At 39.8% G+C, this 21054-nt stretch carries 18 protein-coding genes; 2 read left to right on the top strand and 16 right to left on the bottom strand.

All coding sequences use genetic code 11. From position 1 onward, the window contains the following. Positions 1 to 179: 179 nt before the first annotated feature. The 6 genes from KCX82_RS09545 to KCX82_RS09520 all read right to left on the bottom strand — a co-directional run bounded on the left by KCX82_RS09545 (position 180) and on the right by KCX82_RS09520 (position 5783). Positions 180 to 824, bottom strand: a complete 645-nt coding sequence (locus tag KCX82_RS09545) for a recombinase family protein (RefSeq protein ID WP_227018236.1) — start codon at positions 822 to 824, stop codon at positions 180 to 182. A 232-nt stretch (positions 825 to 1056) separates the two neighbouring features. Further along, a complete protein-coding gene (locus KCX82_RS09540; protein ID WP_227018235.1) occupies positions 1057 to 2196 on the bottom strand; it encodes a radical SAM protein in 1140 nt (379 codons plus the stop codon). A gap of 296 nt (positions 2197 to 2492) precedes the next feature. Next, a complete protein-coding gene (locus tag KCX82_RS09535; RefSeq protein ID WP_227018234.1) occupies positions 2493 to 2831 on the bottom strand; it encodes a hypothetical protein in 339 nt (112 codons plus the stop codon). A gap of 220 nt (positions 2832 to 3051) precedes the next feature. Further along, positions 3052 to 4581, bottom strand: coding sequence for a DEAD/DEAH box helicase family protein (locus KCX82_RS09530; RefSeq protein WP_227018233.1), 1530 nt, complete (start codon positions 4579 to 4581; stop codon positions 3052 to 3054). Between the two features lie 7 nt (positions 4582 to 4588). Continuing rightward, on the bottom strand, positions 4589 to 4801 hold the full coding sequence (locus KCX82_RS09525) for a DUF5659 domain-containing protein (protein ID WP_227018232.1): 213 nt from the start codon (positions 4799 to 4801) through the stop codon (positions 4589 to 4591). A 493-nt stretch (positions 4802 to 5294) separates the two neighbouring features. Beyond that, positions 5295 to 5783 carry a hypothetical protein gene (locus KCX82_RS09520; RefSeq protein WP_227018231.1) on the bottom strand — a complete coding sequence of 163 codons (489 nt, stop codon included), beginning with the start codon at positions 5781 to 5783 and terminating at the stop codon, positions 5295 to 5297. A gap of 172 nt (positions 5784 to 5955) precedes the next feature. Here KCX82_RS09520 and KCX82_RS09515 point away from each other — a divergent pair, with 172 nt between their 5' ends. Beyond that, on the top strand, positions 5956 to 6195 hold the full coding sequence (locus KCX82_RS09515) for a helix-turn-helix domain-containing protein (RefSeq protein ID WP_227018230.1): 240 nt from the start codon (positions 5956 to 5958) through the stop codon (positions 6193 to 6195). A gap of 89 nt (positions 6196 to 6284) precedes the next feature. On the opposite strand, the gene KCX82_RS09510 is transcribed toward KCX82_RS09515, so the two are convergent. Further along, positions 6285 to 6569 (bottom strand): hypothetical protein, encoded by a 285-nt coding sequence (locus KCX82_RS09510; protein ID WP_227018229.1) that lies wholly within the window; start codon positions 6567 to 6569, stop codon positions 6285 to 6287. A 106-nt stretch (positions 6570 to 6675) separates the two neighbouring features. Between KCX82_RS09510 and KCX82_RS09505 the strand changes: the two genes are divergently transcribed. Beyond that, positions 6676 to 6879: a helix-turn-helix domain-containing protein gene (locus KCX82_RS09505; RefSeq protein WP_227018228.1), complete on the top strand. Its 204-nt coding sequence runs from the start codon at positions 6676 to 6678 to the stop codon at positions 6877 to 6879. Between the two features lie 155 nt (positions 6880 to 7034). On the opposite strand, the gene KCX82_RS09500 is transcribed toward KCX82_RS09505, so the two are convergent. The 9 genes from KCX82_RS09500 to KCX82_RS09460 form a co-directional block, all read right to left on the bottom strand. Continuing rightward, positions 7035 to 7985 (bottom strand): tyrosine-type recombinase/integrase, encoded by a 951-nt coding sequence (locus tag KCX82_RS09500; RefSeq protein ID WP_227018227.1) that lies wholly within the window; start codon positions 7983 to 7985, stop codon positions 7035 to 7037. Positions 7986 to 8116: 131 nt separating this feature from the next. Next, a complete protein-coding gene (guaA, locus tag KCX82_RS09495) occupies positions 8117 to 9682 on the bottom strand; it encodes a glutamine-hydrolyzing GMP synthase (protein ID WP_227018226.1) in 1566 nt (521 codons plus the stop codon). Positions 9683 to 9697: 15 nt separating this feature from the next. Next, positions 9698 to 11206 (bottom strand): IMP dehydrogenase, encoded by a 1509-nt coding sequence (locus tag KCX82_RS09490; protein WP_227018225.1) that lies wholly within the window; start codon positions 11204 to 11206, stop codon positions 9698 to 9700. Positions 11207 to 11255: 49 nt separating this feature from the next. Next, on the bottom strand, positions 11256 to 11708 hold the full coding sequence (locus KCX82_RS23230; RefSeq protein WP_405127688.1) for a M15 family metallopeptidase: 453 nt from the start codon (positions 11706 to 11708) through the stop codon (positions 11256 to 11258). 567 nt (positions 11709 to 12275) lie between these two features. Next, the gene (locus tag KCX82_RS09480; protein ID WP_227018223.1) at positions 12276 to 13640 is read right to left on the bottom strand and encodes a sigma-54-dependent transcriptional regulator; all 1365 of its coding nucleotides are present in this window, start codon (positions 13638 to 13640) and stop codon (positions 12276 to 12278) included. Then, positions 13637 to 15658, bottom strand: a complete 2022-nt coding sequence (locus KCX82_RS09475) for an ATP-binding protein (protein WP_227018222.1) — start codon at positions 15656 to 15658, stop codon at positions 13637 to 13639. Before KCX82_RS09475 ends, KCX82_RS09480 begins: the two co-directional genes overlap by 4 nt. Continuing rightward, a complete protein-coding gene (locus KCX82_RS09470; protein WP_227018221.1) occupies positions 15651 to 17081 on the bottom strand; it encodes an APC family permease in 1431 nt (476 codons plus the stop codon). The genes KCX82_RS09475 and KCX82_RS09470 overlap by 8 nt, the downstream gene beginning before the upstream one ends. Positions 17082 to 17276: 195 nt before the next feature. Then, a complete protein-coding gene (locus tag KCX82_RS09465; protein WP_227018220.1) occupies positions 17277 to 18761 on the bottom strand; it encodes an APC family permease in 1485 nt (494 codons plus the stop codon). 291 nt (positions 18762 to 19052) lie between these two features. Next, on the bottom strand, positions 19053 to 21023 hold the full coding sequence (locus KCX82_RS09460) for an NAD(P)/FAD-dependent oxidoreductase (protein WP_227018219.1): 1971 nt from the start codon (positions 21021 to 21023) through the stop codon (positions 19053 to 19055). Positions 21024 to 21054: the final 31 nt, after the last annotated feature.

The raw sequence follows: 21054 nt of genomic DNA, 5'->3' as shown, positions 1-21054 counted from the left end.
AAATTTCTGCAAATTCTGATCTGCAAAATTGTATATATTCGGTATCTAATTCGGTGGTTATGAGTGAGATACTTCAGATATGCCATTCTTCATCATCTGATAATCAATTAGAAATGTAAAGTACCCCCCATACCATAAAAAGGAGCAGTTTAATTAACTACTCCTTAATGCAAAATTCTTTATTGATACTGTTTAACCAACTTGTAAAACGTTGTCCTGGTTAGCTCTAGCGTTTCCATTGCTTTATTTGCTGTAATATTTCCGGCTTTCCAATCTGCATATACTTCTTTCCAATGATCTGGATACTCAGCTTTCGGTCTGCCTGTCGGTCTACCTGTTTTGGAGGATACTCTTTTACCGTCTAAAATTGGCATTACATCTATTCCCTGTCTTTGTCTCTTCCTAGTATTTTCTCTTTCCTTTTCTGCTGTATAACTTAATATTTGTAATACTAGATCGGCAATGAATCTTTTATCTAAATTATCTGTGGTGGTACTTGTATCGAGTAAAGGCATATCTAAAACTCTGATATCAGCTTTTAATTTCTTAGTGATATATTCCCATTGCTCTCGTATTTCAATATAGTTTCTTCCTAATCTATCAAGGCTTGTAATTAGAAGTATATCACCTTCATGTAATAAAGGAGCGGTATCTTCTGTACCCACTAAAGTATTGTATGACTTTCTATTGAAGTCTTTTCCACTTGCTTTATCGGTAAAGATATAGCGTTTATCAGAAATATGTTCTTGTAACTGCTGAAGCTGCCTATCAAGGTTTTGATCTATTGTAGAAACTCTAGCGTATCCATAAAGATTTCTTTCCATTGTATCTACTCCTAACATTTAATATTTTATCTGTTCTATGGTTAAATAATATCACATATGTTTGTAAAGGTCAATGTTTATTTGCGAATATTCTTATATTATTTTTTAATATTTGCGAACACATTATAATAGCACTAATACTATCTTTCTACATATTCGTATAGGTGTACCTTTGCAAACAAAATACCGCCACTATATAAATGACGGTACTGATGAATTATTATGTAATTCTTTAGGAAAGTATTCTGTTTAGGATACTCCCAAAACTCCTGCTTCTTTGATCGTTTAACTTTTCCAAGTCTCTAATAATCGTTCTATGTTTATTTATTATATCTTCCCCTAGGTATTCTTCAGTTACATGTTTTAAAGAGTTCTTCAATACTATACATTCTTTACGTGTTAATTTCGGATATTGGGAGTGCATATCTTCTAACCCTTCAAACTCAAGCATTTCTTGATTTTTCTTGTCCATACCTCGCATGGCTTTCTGATATTTTATACCACTGTAAAGCATTTCCAATGGATTAGAGTATAGTTCTAATATAGGTATTGTGTTTCCATCATCCAAAATCCCAAAGCAATTAGGCTTTCCTTTATTATAAGCTTTGATCTTATCGTATATACTAGAGGATTTATCGTTGACATTTCCGGCAATATTGACATTCATATCTTGCCACTTAAAATTCTTTATATAATCCGCACATATATTACCATTAGCTGTTATCGTCGTGGGACATATAGCAATAACCTGATCTGGTTTTTCAATTTTATGCTGGGAAGAAGTACAAGAAGGTTTTTCTCCGTATTCTAACAAAACTATCGGTCTTGGTTTATAAGATGGAAGATTATATAATTTTACATCTTTCAACTCAGCTGCTCTCCCTACTCGGAGTAACATTCGGTCAGCGGAATCATCCAGAAACACATAGCTTCTAAGCTTCAGCCGCTTCTTATAAAACGTTAAAGCTTCACAAGGATTATTATCGTGGTATTTATCAGCACTAACCCCCAATGCAATAAGATTATCTTTTGTATTGTATTGACTGCAATACAGGGCAAATTCGTTCAGCACATCACATAAGTCTTCCTTTAGAATAAGTCCATTTGTGTCCATATCAAAAGAATAGCATCTAATTTTTCTTTTCATTATTTCATCCAAGGTATAAATGATAATATCATCATTTAAGAGTGGTTCACCGCCAGTAAATATTAAAGTTCCAATATCATATGTTTGTTCTAAAACATTGTCTATTGTTTCTTTTGTCATGTCCATGTCCTCTGCATCTCCGCAGCTACAGTGTTTGCATGATAGATTACATCGCCTTGTAACCTGAAGCGACAACACATCAAATCCTATTTTCTTTATTGTCATTAATCAATAATATCTCCTTTTTTGCATTATTTTTGTTCATTTCGATAGAATCCTTATTTTATCCACTTTGTAGACATTTTTTCTGCTAAATTCAGTCATTTCAAAGTCGAGAGAAAATGCTTACAAACATTATAATTTCAATCCTTCCATGGATTTAGTCCATTTTTTATTTCGGTTCGGGCGAAAAAATGAACGTTAATTTATATAAGAAATAGAAAAAACCTTAAAAAATCCTTTTCACAAAGACGCTTTAGCGGATTTGTAATCGGTAGCGGCGTTAGCCGATGCCGCCTATCCTATTCAACAAGAGTAAAATCTTTGCTTATTATCAGTTCCATAATCTGATCTCTCATTACATTAGAAACAATATCCGATTTCTTATAACCCTTGATAATTTCTCTGATTTCCTCTAGCGGTGGACTATTTAGAATCTTCATGATGATATTCCTGAATCCTATGTACCTTTTAAAGTAATATTCGGAGTTATCTGAAAGCGCATATTTATATTTCTTCATCTCATACGCAGATTTTGATATCAATGGTTCTAAATTTGCGATACAGTTTATCAGCATTTCAATTGTTATTTCACGGCGATTTATCATTTCTGTATATTGATCTCTTTTCTGTTTTGTCATACGTTCTCCTTTATTCCTAGATAAATGGTTGAGTTGTCTGGCAGGGAGTAGCCCGCCCCGGAACAAGTTCCGAGACGGATTTGTCATCGAAATTTCCTGCGGTCATTTCGCTGCCAGAGCATAGTTCTCTACTAATTTTGATACCACAATCATATTAAAACCGTATACTACAGATACGCCCTCATTGTGGTCGCAAATAGTTAAATATTATAAAATCTGCTCATTCACGTTTCTTAAGAATCCAAGCCCTTTTACCGTAATATATACTTTTTCGACTGCCCTGTTTCTTGGTTCTTATATAATACGGTAATCCAATATTATCTAAATATCTGTTAATGGTATCTGCTTTATATCCACCCTGTAATGGTTTAAGAACATCTTTTTTAAGCATTTCAATAAATTGTGATTTATCAGATCCATATAACGGAGTATCAAGATATTGATTAAGCTTATCTTCTACAGTAATTTTCGTATAGTATAAGTCCAGATTCTCAAACAATTCAAAATCAATATCCAAGCAATCGCACAAATACATTAAATGTCCGAAATTCTTATCTCGCAAACAAACCTCTTCAGCCAATTTGCGATCATGTACATACTTCATTTTCTTGGCTTCATTAACTTCCCATCCTGATAATCGGTTGTCTGAATCCGCACAAACCGTATATAAAAGTCCATTCAAATTTTTTCTACCATATTTTTTATTAAAATGTTTAAATTCGTTATAGAAACAGTCTAAGGGTCTCAAAAATTGATTAATATTATTAATAGTCGCTTGTATACTCGGCTGCTTTTTCTGTTTAATATAAATACTTGGTAAATTGCTACTATCAGTAATCCGCTTTCTTCCAATACACTGTATTATGGTTTCAAAATCATAAATATCGGTAATAATATGCTTGATTTTATTATCTTTTAAATTAACACCATTCTCCAGTACTTTAGTAGTGATTAAAATCTGCTTATCAAAACTCTCTGATTCACGTATTTGATTCATTGTATCGCTATCAGATTTATTCCCATACTTATAATTATTCTTGCTACATACGAATGCTGATGTTTTAATAAATTCTCTGTGCAGCTTATACGCATTGTCTATGCTACTACAAAAATAAATAGCTTTTTCGTCGGCAGGAAGTGTAACAAGAAGTTTTTTAATGACATCAATATCGTTCCAGTAATAACAGTTATGAAATTCATATGGTTTTATAAATTGGTATTTGAAATCCAATTTATTATCTCGATCAAGATATTCTTCTAATGTTTGACTAGTAGCTGAAATAAATATTATCGTTGAATTTTGAGTATTTCCTGTTAGATACTTTAGCGGTATATCCGTCTCGTTTGCAAATGTCGAATCACTAAAAAACCAGTGGCATTCATCGGCTACTATAATATCAAAGCTATTATAAAAGTTATTATATTTAATCCGTTCAGAAAAAAACTGATAGTTCCATATTGTAATAACATCATTAACCTTATGATAATATTCTGTCTGAAGCTGATCTTTTAACAATGTTCTATTGGTAAGTAATAGAATTTTGTATTCCTTCTCTTCACATTGATTATGTAGAAAATTCATTATGAAATATGTTTTACCACTTCCTGTATTTCCAGATATTAAAATCCGATTTCCACGTCCCCATTGCTTTATAATGTCTAAAGTTAAAATATCTGAAATTGTTTCTCCGTTATTTAATGAGCGTTTGATATCCCATTTGCCCTTATCTATTTGATTGATGTTTGTCATTCGGTTTTTATGCCTCCTGACTAAACGTTGCCATAGCTTGTCTAAGTTCTGGCGAGTCATAAAATAGAAATACTTTTAATTTGTTATTCTTCTCTGAATTATCAACTTTCTTAATATCAAACCCATTTCTCACCAAATGATTTGCCATAGAAAGAGAATGAATAACGCAATAATTTTCGGGTTTATTTAAAATTAATAACCACTCCTTTTTCAATTTCACTGCAATAGTAATAACGAATAATGGTAGCTTAGTTCTAAATGAAGATTCCACCTCCTCTCAAATTTACAGCAGCGATAACAATTACATTACCCCCTAATAGGCTAAACAAAATCCAGTATTCGTTCAGCATATTAAACGAACCTGTTTTTAGGCGAAAAAAGGCCATTAAGATATAATGATATCCAATGGCTTTTAGTAATTATTTAATTTGTAGCAAGTGACTTTTTGAAACTTTCCTGTTGACACAGACGGCATTGTATGATAAGTTAAATACAGGCGAAAACATTTCGTTTATTAATGATACAAAAAATCTTATTGCTCGTCCCAATCTCATTATAGCAAATGAGAATTTTTTGTCAACCACTTTTCGGAAAATAATTTTATATTTTTTGTTATTTTTTTGTAAGCGTTCATATTTCAACGCTTTTTTATTTGTCTCACCTAATACATAAAATGTCGGAGCATACTACCCCGACATTAATGTTTTCGATATTTAGTTCATGTACTGTGTAATCACTGGCTGTAATGCTTTAATCTCTGTTTCCGATAATTGCACTTCTAGGAAATCCGTATTATCTTCCATGATTAATTTATTCTCGTTATGTAACTGTGCCATTCCAAAGATGAAGTTGTATAAGTCCCTTGGCGTTTCTGGTTCATCTGCGAAAATCGGTGTATCTGGATTAGCCATACTCTCAATTACGCTTTCAATTTCTTCCCGCGTCCAGAGTGGAGGATGTACTTCAAGCTGCAATGTCGTTTCCAGATTATCACTCAGCATATCAACACACAGGTTAATCTTAGTTCGGTTTGAATCAGGTAAAACCCAGTCGCAATTTCCAGCAATATCGCAAATCTGCTCTGCTAAAGTCATTTTCAAATCCGGGTCTTCAACAGGGATGGAAAGAATATCTCCATCTACAATATTATTCAAATCAAATGTATTCATCTTCAGATTGTAATTCATGTTGTTCAGTTTCATTTGTTTTTCCTCCGTTTAATTCGCATATACGCTAGATATGTGTTATTTACATTATAAATATAGCGTAAATTATTAGCATTGTCAATATAAATCTTTTGTTTTCACTATATATATTGCGTTTACGTTATTTTTATGGTATTTTAACAATATCGAAGAAAAAGGGAGGATTAAAATGCCACTTAGTTATAAAAAGTTATTCCATTTATTAATTGATAGAGGAATGAAAAAAGGAGAATTGCAAGATAAAGCTGGGATTACCGCTTCAATAATGGCAAGGCTAGCAAAAGATGAAATTGTAAGAACCGATACCATATCTAAAATTTGCGAGGCTCTGAATTGTCAGCCTTCAGACATAATGGAATATATTCCACTCAATAGAGAAAGCCTTAACATTACTTCACAGGAAAAGTAATTTTTTTTAGAGTATATAAAAATATAAAACCTCTGCTACGGTTGATTTTCCATAGCAGAGGTAAATATTTCAAAATTATTATACAGTCTCTACGATCCAGCTTTCCATCTATGCCCACATTGCAAGCATGTTATATAAACTGTTTGACTTCCAATTAGTCCAGTGGTAAGAGTTATACCTCTTTTATTTGCAGATGTTTGTGAAGATAGGCATTTGGGACACCTTATAACATCTTGTTGTGTGTTATCTTGCGAATTGATGATCTCAAGATTTTTCCTTTTCAATTCTTGCTGTTTAACTTCTTTATCTTTGCCGCCTTGAACTTTAGCATAAATAAGCAATCCAATCAATAATAGAAATATAAACGTTTCCATTTTTTCATTCCTCCTTTGACAGCTTTTTCTAAATTATAGTCTATTTTTCGAGCATAGTCAATATTTGGATATCCCCCTATACTTATCAATAGGAGGAGGTGCTGAAATGATAGTCTATGATCCATTCTGGGAGACAATTCAGAAGAAACATATATCTACATATGCCTTAATTCATAGCTATAATGTCAGTTCTAGCACTATCTCCAGACTTAGAAATAATCAAGGTATTAACACCAATACCATTAATGATCTTTGTAAAATGTTAAAATGTGATGTTTCAGATATTCTGAAATATATTGCAGAAGATTAGCCAGTTTTCATTTTTATAATCGCGCCATACAGCCGTTTTTATTCATAAAAGGTATAGTTATGCCAAAATCGCCGGAAACAAATTATATGAAGCGGATATCCCCCTAGAAAAGCTCTCATTTATCCCCGATTTCCCCATAAAATAGTCTCTTTTTTCTATTTAAAATAACTTTTCTTTCTGTTTGTCTTTGGTGCTATATCATCAATCACATCTACCATATCAATCGTTCGAGCATTATAATATCGGTTTAACTGATTCATTGTGCTGTGTCCTGTGATCCTCTTCAGAATCAAAGGATTTACGTTCTGATTGACTGCATTTGTAATAAAGGTATGTCTGAAGAGGTGCAGACTCGTTTTAAATACTCCCCTGTCATTGCAATACTTTTTAACGCTGTCCTGAAGTGATGACATAGCCAATATTTCATTGTACACCGTAGGAAATAAGTAATCCTCTTCATTCCCTCCCCGTAATTCAATGTAATAAAGAAGTACATCATATAGACTCTTACTGATTGGTACTCTTCTAGGTTTTTTATTCTTAGTTTGATTGACTGTAATAGCCCGATTTATCAAGTCTACATTCATGTTCCTTAATTCTCTTAGTTCCCTTGCTCGAATGCCGGTGCTGGCAAGCACCCAAATTATAGTATGTGTTCTTATGGTTATGAAATCTTTCTTGTTTGGTGTTTCAAGCAGAGCTTTCATTTCCTCTTCAGAATAAATATCCTTTAGAGTTTCCTGTCCCTTCACAAAAGGAAATACAAACTGATATAAGATATACCTTTTCTTGAATCCATATTTAATGATTGGACTGATATTCTGCAAATAGGAATTTAATGTCACTGGGTTTGATATGCCTTTTTTCTCTTTCATGAAGAGGATATAACCCTCTATCATTTCTAACCCGATATCTTTGCACATCAAATCTTCTCCTGCAAATTCAAGGAAATACTGCGTATGATACTTGTAACTTTTTATTGTCCATTCTGATAAATTCCTTATTTCTGCATGTCTGATAAATTCCTCTTCAAGATCCTTAAAACTCTTGTTTTGAATAGGCTTACTAGCCGTTACTCTGTTCGCTTTGATGTCTCCACGCTTCATGTCTAAACCGCCTCCTTTTTGGTGAAAAAAACAATAAAAAACTGTCTTAGATATTCAAAAATACTTCAAAAATCTAAAACAGTTTATATCTTTCCTAAAACTCTGTAATCATTGAAATTTCAAGACGAGCCTTATTCCCACTCAATCGTTGAAGGTGGCTTTGAAGTAACATCGTAAACAATCCTGTTAACTCCCTTGACCTCGTTGACGATCCGGTTGGAGATCTTCTCCAGCACATCATAGGGGATCCTTGCCCAGTCGGAGGTCATGCCGTCCACGGAGGTCACCGCTCTGATTCCCACGGTGTAGTCATAGGTTCTGAAGTCGCCCATGACTCCTACGCTTCGAATGTTTGGAAGAACGGTAAAGTACTGCCAGATTTCTCTTTCCAAGCCGTTTAAACGAACTTCTTCCCGCAAAATCGCATCGGATTCTCTGATGATTGCAAGCTTTTCTTCCGTGATTTCACCCAGGCAGCGGATCGCAAGGCCCGGCCCAGGGAATGGCTGTCTCCAAACAAGTTCTGAGGCAATGCCGATTTCTTCTCCTACCTTACGGACTTCGTCCTTAAATAACAATCTTAGGGGCTCCAAAAGTTCCATTTTCATGTCTTCAGGAAGTCCGCCCACATTATGGTGGCTCTTGATGACTGCCGCCTCACCGGTTCCGCTTTCAACAACATCTGGATAGATGGTGCCCTGCAGCAGGAAATCAATACCGCCTTCTTCTTCATACAATTTCTTAGATTCTTCTTCAAAGACACGAATGAACTCCGTGCCGATAATTTTTCTCTTGGTCTCCGGATCGGATATGCCCGCAAGCTTGCTTAAAAATCTTTGCTGAGCGTTCACACGCTTGATCTTCATATGAAACTGCTTGCCGTAAACCTCCATAACCTGATCCCCTTCATCCTTTCGAAGGAGTCCGTGGTCTACAAATATGCAGGTAAGGTTATCCCCGATAGCCTGATGAACCAAAACTGCAGCCACAGAGGAATCGACACCGCCGGATAATGCGCATAGCACCTTTTTATCGCCGACGATCTTCTTGATCTCTTCTATTTTTGTTCTGGCAAAATTGGCCATGGTCCAAGTCGGTTCACATCCGCACACATTATACAGAAAATTCTTTAAAAGATCCTGGCCAAATGGTGTATGGTGCACTTCCGGATGGAACTGTACCGCATAAAGCTTTTTCTCCACATGTTCCATGGACGCAGTCGGGCAATTGTCCGTATAGGAAGATACCACAAAGCCTTCCGGAACCTGCTTGATATAGTCCGTGTGGCTCATCCAGCAGATGCTGTCCGGTGCAATATCCTTATAGAGCAGGCTGCTGCAATCCTTACTTGCGGCATCGCCTCCCTGCAGAAGCTTCACTCTGCCGTATTCCTTATAATCAGGGCTTACTACCTCTCCGCCGAGTACGTGGGCCATAAGCTGCGCCCCATAGCAGATTCCGAGAACCGGAATCCCCATTTCAAAAAGTTCTTTCGGAAGGGTCGGTGCGCCTTCTTCATAGACACTGGCAGGGCCGCCTGTAAAGATAATCCCCTCAGGTCTGCTTTCCTTAACCCGGTCCAGGCACTTGGAATAAGAAACAATTTCACAATATACGTTTGCCTCTCTTACTCGGCGTGCAATCAATTGATTGTATTGACCTCCAAAGTCAACCACTAAGATACCTTTAAAATCCATCTGTTTTCCTCTCTCTTATCTAACCGGACTTGCGGTGGTGTCTTTTAATATAACATCATGTGCACCGCCTTCAACGATACTGGTAGCGGATACTAACGTAATCTTGGTATTTTGCTGAAGCTCTTCAATGGATATAACGCCGCAGTTGCACATGGTTGATTTTACTTTATTCAGGGATAATGTAATATTATCCTTTAATGGACCTGCATAAGGGACATAAGAGTCGACACCCTCTTCAAAGGAGAGTTTGCCGTCACCGCCCAGATCGTATCGCTGCCAGTTTCTCGCTCTGTTGGAGCCCTCACCCCAATATTCTTTTACATAATTCCCGTTTATGTTAAGCTTATTGGTAGGACTCTCATCAAATCTGGCAAAATATCTTCCAAGCATGATGAAATCAGCTCCCATGGCAAGAGCCAGTGTCATATGATAGTCATAAACGATTCCGCCGTCAGAGCATATCGGAATATAGATTCCCGTCTTTTCATAATACTCGTCTCTGGCCGCCGCCACTTCAATGACTGCCGTGGCCTGTCCTCTTCCGATACCCTTCTGCTCTCTGGTAATGCAGATAGAACCTCCGCCGATACCTACTTTCACAAAGTCGGCGCCCGCTTCTGCAAGGAATAAAAAGCCCTCTTTGTCAATGACATTTCCGGCCCCGATTTTCACTTTATCGCCGAAATTTTCTCTCACATAGGACAAGGTTTCCTTCTGCCATTCGGAAAATCCTTCAGAAGAGTCGATACATAAAACATCGGCGCCCGCCTCAACCAGTGCAGGAATTCTCTCTGCATAATCTCTGGTGTTTATCCCGGCGCCCACCACATATCTTTTCCCTGAATCCAGGAGCTCATTGGGGTTTGCTTTATGGGAATCATAATCTTTTCTGAAAACGAAATAGACAAGTCTGTCGTTTTTATCGATGATAGGAAGGGCATTCAGCTTGTGATCCCACAGCATATCGTTTGCCTCGGACAAAGTAATCCCTTCATTGGCGTAAACAAGAGAGGAAAAAGGTGTCATAAATTCCGAAACCTTGGTATCCATAGACATTCTGCTGACTCTGTAATCTCTGCTGGTGACAATGCCGAGGATTTTTCCCTCCGAGGTCCCGTCGTCAGTTACTGCAACCGTTGAGTGACCGCTCTTCTCCTTTAAGTCCAGAATATCCCTCAAGGTCTGATCCGGCCTGATGTTGGAATCACTCTTCACAAAACCGGCCTTATGACTTTTGACACGTTTTATCATCGCTACCTGGCTCTCTATGGACTGGGAAGCAAAAATAAAAGAAATCCCCCCCTCTTTTGCCAGTGCGATAGCCATTCGATCATCGGAGACCGATTGCATAATAGCCGAAACCAGCGGAATATTCATGGTAAGCTCTGATTTCTCACCCTTACGGAATTTTACCACCGGTGCTTTCAAACTTACATTTTCTATTTTGCACTCTTTTGATGAATAACCCGGTACAAGCAGGTATTCATTAAAGGTACGCGACGGTTCATTGAAATAAAATGCCATTTATATATATCCTCCTTCTAAGCTCGCCCAAATTGTGAAAAGAGCAACTCTATTCACTCTGTTGATCCAAATATTCTTCCAAAGTCAGTCCCTGCTCGTAAATTTCCGTTGCAGCCTCAACGCCTACATATCTGATGTGCCAGGGTTCATATAGATATCCGGTAATCGCCTCTTTTCCCTCCGGGAAGCGGATAATAAACCCAAAAAGGTGTGCATGCTCGGCAAGCCAGATTCCTTCCTTCGTTTCACCAAACTTATCGGTAAGCTGATACCCGACACTTGCCGAAGTGACATCCACCGAAAGTCCGGTCTGGTGTTCACTTTGACCTGGTTTCGCACTGTATCGGTTGGCTGCTTCCTCCCCTTCCTTTGCTACGTAATTATCAAATAATGTTTTCTGAAAATCATAGGAGCGATATGCGGTTGTCATGACCAATTCCATGTTTTCCAAAGCTGCTGCTTCCACCAGCTTATGAAAAGCATCTGCAGCTTCCGCTCTCATATATCGGGAGGAGGCGGACCGATCCGGTGCATAATATCGAATTTCCTTTAAATCTTCCGGTTTATAGTTTCTGTCTACGGTATGTTGTTTATTCACCAGTATCAGCAAGCCTTTTTCTTTTGCTTCCTGAATTAACGCTTTTCTGGTTTTCTCATTCTCAGTCTGTGCAGGCTCGTCTCCCGGAGGCCTGTCCTCTTTTGGAGGATTCTCAAGATCTTCGTTGTCCTTTTGTGTATTCCTATCCTCCGTGCCCTTATCAGAAATGATAATTTTCTCAGGGCCGTCAGCCCCGCCGATGATTCCCAAAGACCAAGCACTAATAGGGCTTGTAATTGTCCAAACAAAGCCCTCCATAACCATCAATGACACAACGATCAAGATTTTTATTCTTTTGCTATCCATCCTATGTTTTCCTTATCCTATCGTCTAAAACAGAGTTTTTCAGGCTTTACTATACTAACGGAATCCTTTTTTATAGTAAAGCTTATTTTACAACAAATTTCTGCAATTTTCAACTCTTAATAAGAAAGTATCACTTATGTAGGATCTGGATAGAAGAAGCTTGATCTATTTTTCCAGATTATATTCCGATATTTTATTAAACAGCTGTCTTCTAGTTATGCCCAAAACTTCTGCCGCTTTTGTCATGTTATTATTGTGTCTTCTCAATACACTTTCTATATGATTTTTTTCCGTTTCCCTGCGGATTTCCTTTAAGCCTCTTTCATCCTGGATTGATGCCTGGTTTTCTGGTTTACTTCTCTGTGAAAAGGTTGGCAAAGCCTCTTTTTGTACAACCCCATCTTCGGAAAGTACAACAAGGCGCTCGATGATATTTTTTAATTCTCTGACATTACCCGGATAGTGGTAATTTTTCAAGAAGTCCATCACATCAGGATCGATTCTGTGGATAGGCTTTTTCATTTCATTCTGGGATCGCTTGAAAAAATAATCAATCAAAAGGGGGATATCCTCCTGTCTTTTTCGAAGCGGAGGGATATTAATGACAATGGTGCTGATACGATAGAAAAAATCCTCCCGGAATCTTCCCTCTTCCATTTCGATTTCCAGATTTTTATTGGTAGCGGTGACCAGTCTGAAATCCACCTCCAGCTCCTCATTGCTGCCCATTCTGTAAATCTTTTTATTTTCAATTGTTTTTAGTAATTTTGCCTGCATAGTAAGGGGAATGTCACCGATTTCATCCAGAAACAAGGTTCCCTGGTCAGCTGCCTCGATCCGCCCGATTCTCCTATGCAGCGCTCCGGTAAAGGAGCCTTTTTCATGGCCGAAGAGTTCCGATTCTAAAACGGTTTCCGCTATGGCATGGCAGTTCAGGTCCATAAACTGCTTGTTTTTGCGCAGGCTGTTGCGATGAATATACTGTGCAATGACTTCTTTGCCGACGCCGGATTCTCCCAGAATCAGCACGTTGGTATCACTTGCAGCCGCTTTTTTGGCGATGGAGAGCATCTCCAAAAATCCCGGGCTTTTGCTGTCCAGCATCACATCAACATGGGCTACTTTCTCTTTCAGCAATTCATTTTCCCGCTTCAATTCCAGCATGCTCTGAAGCTTCTCAATTTCTCTCACCAGTTCTTCGGGATTTCCGCCTTTGGTTACGTAGGAATAGGCCCCTTCTCTCATGGCTCCGACAGCATTTTCGATCGTACCGTAAGCCGTCATCATCATGACTTCCGTATCGGGGTATCGGTTTTTTATTTCATGCAGCAGTTGATTGCCGTCCATTTCCGGCATAATGAGGTCGGTGATCACCAGGTCATAGGTGTTTTTTGACAACAGGCTCAAAGCATCTGCCCCGGATGTGCAGAGAGCAGTCTGATGACCTTTTGCATTCAGTATGACTTTCATTACATTGCAATAATCCTGTTCATCGTCTACCACCAGGATTCGTAAGCCTCTCATGCTCATTGGTACTGTTCCTCCTTCTCTATCGGAATTCTTATGGTAAAGGTAGTTCCTATGCCAACTTCACTTTCTACTTTAATCTCTCCGCCCATTTTCTGTACTTCATTATACACGATATAAAGGCCAAGTCCATTTCCTTCTCTTTTTTTCTTCGTCGTGAAAAAGGGATTGAAAATTTCATCTATAATATCCGGTTCTATACCCTGTCCGGTATCATTGACGCTTAATATAATATTGTGCCCATCTTCAACGCAATGTACCGTTATTTTACCCGGTTGAGAAATTGCGTCCACCGCATTGGTAATCAGGTTGATTAAAATGATCTCAATTGCTTCAATATTGATTGTAACGGTATCGCTGCCTAAATATTCATACTTCAGATCAATTTTATGCTTGACCAGCAAGTTTCTCTGGAGATCCAGGATTGCGCTGAGATGTACATTCAAATTTACAATTTCTTTTTTATTTGTGGTGATTCTTGAGAAATTCAATAAATTATCTATAATTCTGCTGGATTTGTCAACAGATTTTTCAATTACCTTTATGGCTTCATCTCTGTTGATATAATCCCGGTAATCAATTTCCTTCAGAACATAGCAATAATTTCTGATCAGTCCCAGGGGATTTCGTATTTCATGGGCCACACCCGTTGCAAGCTGTCCGACAGCGATCATTTTATGATTCTGCAGCATTTGTCTTTCCGTACTTCTTGCTTCCGTAACATCCACCATCATGGTCAGGATCTTCTGCACTTTTTCCTTATTGTCCTTGATTAAGAAAGTATGGATTTCCAGGATTTTTTTCCCGATAGAAATCTCGTCGCTCTTCTCCGATTCATCCTTGAAGGTTTCGCTGATCAGCTGAGACAGCTTCTGCTTTTCCTTTTCATCCATAGTGAAAAGAGAAATCAAAGGAAGTCCTACGGCTTTGTGCCGTTTCATTTGTAGGAACTGGGAAAAGGCTTTGTTAATACTTACCACCAGGCCGTCCCGGTTGATTTCCGCCAAATAATAGGTAACCCCGTCAAAGGTTGTCTGCATTTCATTCTGACTTTCGATGAGCAGCTCCATCCTCTGCTGCAGCTCTTCATATAAGCTTTTGTTGGATTGATAAAATAAAGAGAATATGCACAATACGGCAGCAAAGACAATCAGGATAATGATTCCTGCCCCTTCCAGCCGATTTTCCGATTTCAATGAATAAGAAAGGCCCAGCCATTTTGATTGAAGCTCGGAAACCACCTTGGTATTATCCAAGTAGTAGACTGCATTATTCAGAATTTCATAAAGCATGGTGTTTTCGGAGTCCACTGCAAGGCAATCATTTTTTTCATATAAATATCCTGAAGCCCGGCTCCAATTCTGTTCCATTTGTTCAGCGCCCATAAAATGCTGAAGTGCTGTCTCGCTTCCGGCAATGGCGTTGCCCTGTCTCGAAGCTGCTGCTGCGGCAGCCTCCTTCATATTTTCTACCGGGAGATAAGTTGCCTTGGGGAAACGATTCTCCAGGACTCTTTTCCACGGGCTGCCTTCCACCAAAATAATCCGCATGTCTTTGCCTTCTCTGCTTTCCCGGTTGGTAATGGTATTTTGGAAAAGTAAAATACCTTTTGTCTTCATGATAGGCATAGTAAATTCCAGTTCCTCTTCATAGGAAACATCCGGTGTGGAAATGACCGCATCCACCTCCTGGGAATCAAGCTTTGACAGGATCTCGTTCATAAGAATCGGTTCATACAGGATAGAAACATCATATTCCCGAGCAATGAATTCCATATAATCAATTAAAAAACCTTTCGGCTGCATGCCATCGTCCCAGAGGACAAACGGCGCAGAATTGTCCGTAATGCCAATAACCAAAGTTCCTTTTTCATCCAGCCATTCCTGTTGTTCCTGGCTTAACGGATGGAGCCTGATCCGATTCTGCATCTGCAGTCCGCCTTCATGCTCCGAACTGTTATAGGCAATCATGATTAATATCATCAGCCCTATGACAAGGGTTAAAATCAAATTTCTATTCATCTGTAAATTCCTTTCGGGAATATTCTTCTCCAAAAACCAAATTCTCTCGTTCTTGCTTTGTAACTTTTTGATAAGAACCCTTCGCCCAAAGAGCGAAGAATATACCAATAAAAGCCCAAATCAAAATTAACAGCCATTCATTAGGCCATTTCAGAGACACTCCTCCGGCAGGCGTATAAAAAACAAGAAAACTTACGGAAAAAATCACAACGACAATTCCGATAAATTTTCCGTATTTTACTTTAAATGGGCGCTCCAGGTCAGGCTCTCTGATTCTTAAAAGCAGGAAGGATACAGCTACCATCAGGTAGGAAAGAACGGACGCAAAGGCACTGGTATTCACAAACCAGACCAATGCATTCCTTCCAAGAAGAGGAGCTATGATACAGATCCCTCCCACTAGCAGAATCGCTCCTGTGGGTGTTTTATATTTATAATGGAGTTTACCGAAGAAGGGCGGCAGCATCTTGGCTCTGCCCATGGCAAAGATAATTCTGGTTGAACCTACCATAAAACCGTTCCAACTGGTCATAATTCCGCAAATACCGCCCAGAATAAGTATTTTGCCAAAGATACCCGAACCATAACTGTACGCCATGGCATCCGCTACAGGAACAATCCCTGAGGTCCTGATTTCCGGGGGAGCTGCAAAGCTGATTCCCAGTATGATCAGGCAGTACCATAGGGAGGCCATGATGATGGAAATGATAAACACCTTGGCAATCTGCTTTTTGGGCAGATTCATTTCTTCCGCCGATTGGGGAATAACATCAAATCCAACAAACATAGAGGGCACCATGATCAAAACCGCGATAATTCCTTTCGTGTTCGTAAAGAGCGGAACCATATTGGAGGTGTCACCGAAGGTAATTCCCCCAAAGATAAAGATCAGCCCTATCATGATCAAAAAGGAAGTAGTCATCACCTGAAAAATGGCTGTGGTTCTGGTGCCAAAATGATTGAGCAGCAGCAATACCAGCGCTGCCACCATACCGATCACCGACCATGATGCATAGACAGAGTAGCCCGCTACACTCCAGAGATAACCGATTTGTGGAATCGGAAAAATATAATCAATGGCTGTGGCCAGGGCAATCCCCTCCCAGGCAGCCACACCAATATAAGCAAAAGATATCGCCCAACCGACAAACCAGGAGAAGCCTTGTCCCAAAGCCCGGTAGGTGTATACCATTTCTCCTCCTGCCAGCGGCAAGGCCGCGGTAAGCTCCGCATAGGTCAAACCAACGCAAATACATAAAATCGCTCCGATTCCAAACGCTGTTAACGAACCGAGCACACCTGCTTCTTTAATCCAGAATCCCGATAACATTACCCAGGCCCAGCCTACCATAGTACCAAAGGCAAGGGTCATGATATCGGTTCTTCCCAGCACTCTTTTTAATCCATGGGATTCTTGCGTCATTCTTACACTTCCCTTAATGTTTCTCTTTGTCGTCATCACTTTCCTCGCAATTACTCTAGTAACATTAAATCATTTTATATAGAAACTAGCAAGTAGGATTCGGACTTATGGCAAAGTCCTATCCTACTTGCTAGCAAAGATAACCTATTTTAAATTTTAATACAGTTTTTATGGCAATAAATTTTCAATGTTGACTTACCCTATTTTTCTGTTCAGATCTTTTATAATTTCTTTTCTAGCATACTCTTCGCCAAAGATCAGATATTCTCTTTCCGCAGCGGATACAGGTCCGATAGAGGCCTTAGCAACTGCTGCAAGGATCACTCCCAGAATTACCCAGAACAGGATAAATGCCCATTCATACGGCCAAACCAAACCGCTTGGGCCGAACGGCAGATACAGGGAAATAAAGAACAAAGCACTGATGATCGCGGCTGCGCCTATAACCATCGGATGTTTGTTTTTGTATGGTCTGTTCAGATTTGGCTCATTCTTGCGGATGTATACAAAGGAGATCGCTACCATCAGATATGCTACAACGGTTCCGAAGGATGCCGTATCTACAAACCAGACCAGAGCGTTTCTTCCCATCAGCGGAGTGATCATGCAGATGATACCAACCAGAAGAATAGCAGCAGTCGGCGTCCCATACTTCGGACTTACTTTACCAAAGACAGCAGGAATCATCTTTGCTCTTCCCATTGAGAAGATAACTCTGGATGCTCCGATAAAGAATCCGTTCCAGCTCGTAACAATACCGCATAATGCGCCGACGATCATGATCTTGCCCCAGACAGGTGATCCGAAAGCATAAGCGGCGATTTCCGCAACAGGAACGCTTCCTGCAAAGCTGTTTCTGACTTCTTCAGGAGCTGACAGAGAAGCTGCAGTGATCATGAGGATATACCAAGCGGCTCCCATTAAAATGGATAAGAATACGACGTTTGCAATCTGCTTTGGAGGGATATTCATTTCCTCTGCAGACTGGGGGATTACATCAAAGCCGACATACATTCCGGGGGCCATCATCATAACGGCGAGAATACCAGCCCAGGGTCCTATGCCTTCAGCAATACCGCTGAACATCGGCTCCATATTGGATGGGCTTCCAAGGAAAGCTCCTCCTGTTAAGAAGATAATTCCGGACAGAATCAGTCCGGCAGTACCTACGGTCTGGAAAACAGCCGATTGCTTGATCCCTACCAGATTGATGAGCATAATCACCGCAGCGCCGATAATTCCTACCAGAGACCAGGTCAAATAAACAGTACTGCCATTGAGGGTCCACAGCGGAACTGCCTGCGGAAACGGAATTACATAATTGATCGCAGTGGAGATAGCAATCCCTTCCCATGCCGCAACACCTATGTAAGCAAGGCAGATCGCCCAGGCTGTAAACCAGGACCAGAAATATCCCAATCCTCTGTAGGAGAAAACCAGTTCTCCTCCGGCCAGAGGGAGGGCAGGCGTCAGTTCCGCATAGGTGGCACCAACAAACATACATAAAACTGCGCCGAACAAGAAAGCAATAATAGCGCCCAATACGCCGGCACTGGCTACCCAGCCGGCTGTCAGCATAACCCAGCCCCAGCCGACCATTGTTCCGAATGCCAGAGCGAGAATGTCTCTGCGGCTTAAGACTTTACTCAAGCTCTCACGTTGTACAGGTTCATTACTCATTTAAAAACCTCCTTTGTTAATAAAAAATATAAAGATAAGATCTTACGCGGTAATATAAAAGCAATTACTATGCCAAAGTGAAAATAAGCCGAAATACGTTGGAATTATTCTGAAAATTCAATATTGCATGTGAATTCTAGAAATAAAGTTCTCAATTTTCCGGAAATTAATTTCCTCCTTCTGATCTGCAAATGCCGCACAATGAAAAGGCAGAAGACCATAAATGGTACTTCTGCCTTTTTAAGAGGTCGGTATCTGCTTTTTTAGATTTTGATAAAATCAACTGTCTGATCAGACATTTACCAGTTCATACGCATCATTCAAAGCTTTTCCAATGCCCCCTATCCTTTGGGCATCGCCGATTACCTGATAAGGATACTGCCGGTTGGATGTCAGCCAGTCTATCAGCACTTTTCCCTGTGGCTGATAACCTGCTGCCAGAATCACATAATCCGTCTCCAGTATATTTTCTTTCCCATTGATACTGATGGTTACGGTTCCTTCCCGTATATCTTCCACTCTGGTACTCGCAATGAGATTGATGTTATATTCCTCCAATTCCTTTAGCATGAATCTTCTTAACCCTCCAAGGTCACCCCCCATTTTCTCTGCAATATCAACAATCGTAATATTTGATGGGCTTCTCAGCAATTCTTTGATTTCAGGCTTTACACGGTGCGAGAGAAATTTACGGCTTTTTGCATATAAGTCAGATTTACCGGATAAGTACAGTGCAGTTTCAAGTCCTACGGAGCCGCCCCCAACAATCAAAACCTTTCCTTTTAAAAGCTCCGCTATCAATTTATCTCCACCTTTTAATACCTGCTGTGCCGTATAAACATGCGGCTGGTCAATACCTGGAATCAGTGGTATCATAGGTCGGCTTCCTGTGGCAACGATAACCAAATCCGGATTGTAGCTTTCGACGTAACCTCCATTCACTTCGGTACTGCAGCACACTTGCACCTTGAAATACTCAAGTTCACTTCTCATAGCCTTGATGTTTCCAGCAATCGTTTTTTTATAAGGCGCTTTGGCTGCCACATGCAACAGTCCACCTACCATGTTTTCATTCGTGCAAAGCCTAACCTCGTGACCCTTTTTTGCATACTGTAGGGCGGATTCCATACCCGCCGGCCCGCCTCCCACTACCAGCACCCTCCTTGCCGAATCCGGGCAAGACTTCTCCCAAGTCTCTCTTCCTACTTCGGGATTGAAGATACAGCATATTTTTTGGTGCTTCAATATACGCTCAATGCATCCCTTATTACAGCCGATGCACCTTCTATATGGAGTCCCGTTTTTCATTTTATTGACAAAATCACTATCTATAATAAAAGCTCTTGCGCAACCGACAAAATCTGCACATCCTTCTTCAAGGATTTGTCTGGCTGTTTCTTCATTATTAATTCGATTGCAGGCAATGACAGGTATGTCCACCTGCTGTTTTACAGCTCTGGCCAGAAAAGCAAAGCCTCCCTCCGGCAGATGCATAGAAATCTGGGGGACTTCTGATTCATGCCAGCCCCCTGTGACATTCACTGCATCGATCTCCCGTTCCACTGATCGAATCAAGGCAATGGTTTCTTCCAATCCATAGCCCCCTAGCATATCGCTTGCGGAGACTCTAAGGATGACAGGATAAAAGGATCCAACGACCTTTCGGACTTCCTTTACCACTTCTATAGGAAATCGGAGTCTGTTCTTTAGTGATCCTCCATACCCATCTTCCCTTTTATTTGTAAGCGGGGAAATAAATTGGGAAAGAAGATATCCGGCACTACAGCTGATTTCTACCGCATCAACGCAAGCAGCCTTGCATACCCCGGCAGCTACCCCGAATTCCTTAATAATATTTTGAATTCCCTCCTCAGTCAATTCAAGGGGTATGGTTCTATAAATCGGAGAAGGTATGGAAGACGGAGCAACCGGAACTGCCGTCGGATCTGCAAGCATTGCGACGCATCCATTCCTTCCTGCATGGAAAAGCTGAACAATCAGCTTTCCTGATTCCCGGTGAATTGTTTTTGACATTTTACGGAGCGGTTCAATAATAGTTTCTTCTAAAACACACATATTTCCGGAAGCCCCTGTTCCCGATACTCCCATTACTGCTGTGACAGCGGCGGCTCCGCCCTTTGCTCTACGTTCCAGAAATCTGGTTTCCTCCTCCAGGGAAAAACCTGTATGAACAGCAGTCATGATAATTTTGTTTTTTAAGAAAAGGCTTCCTATCTTTCCCTTTTCAAATAAAAGACACATCTGCAGGCCTCCTAGGTTATATTGTAAGTTA

Source organism: Sinanaerobacter chloroacetimidivorans (assembly GCF_018128545.1).
Classification (GTDB): Bacteria; Bacillota; Clostridia; order Peptostreptococcales; family Anaerovoracaceae; genus Sinanaerobacter; species Sinanaerobacter chloroacetimidivorans.
Note: the sequence above shows the minus strand (reverse complement) of the source record. Positions and strands in the feature narration are given on the sequence as shown.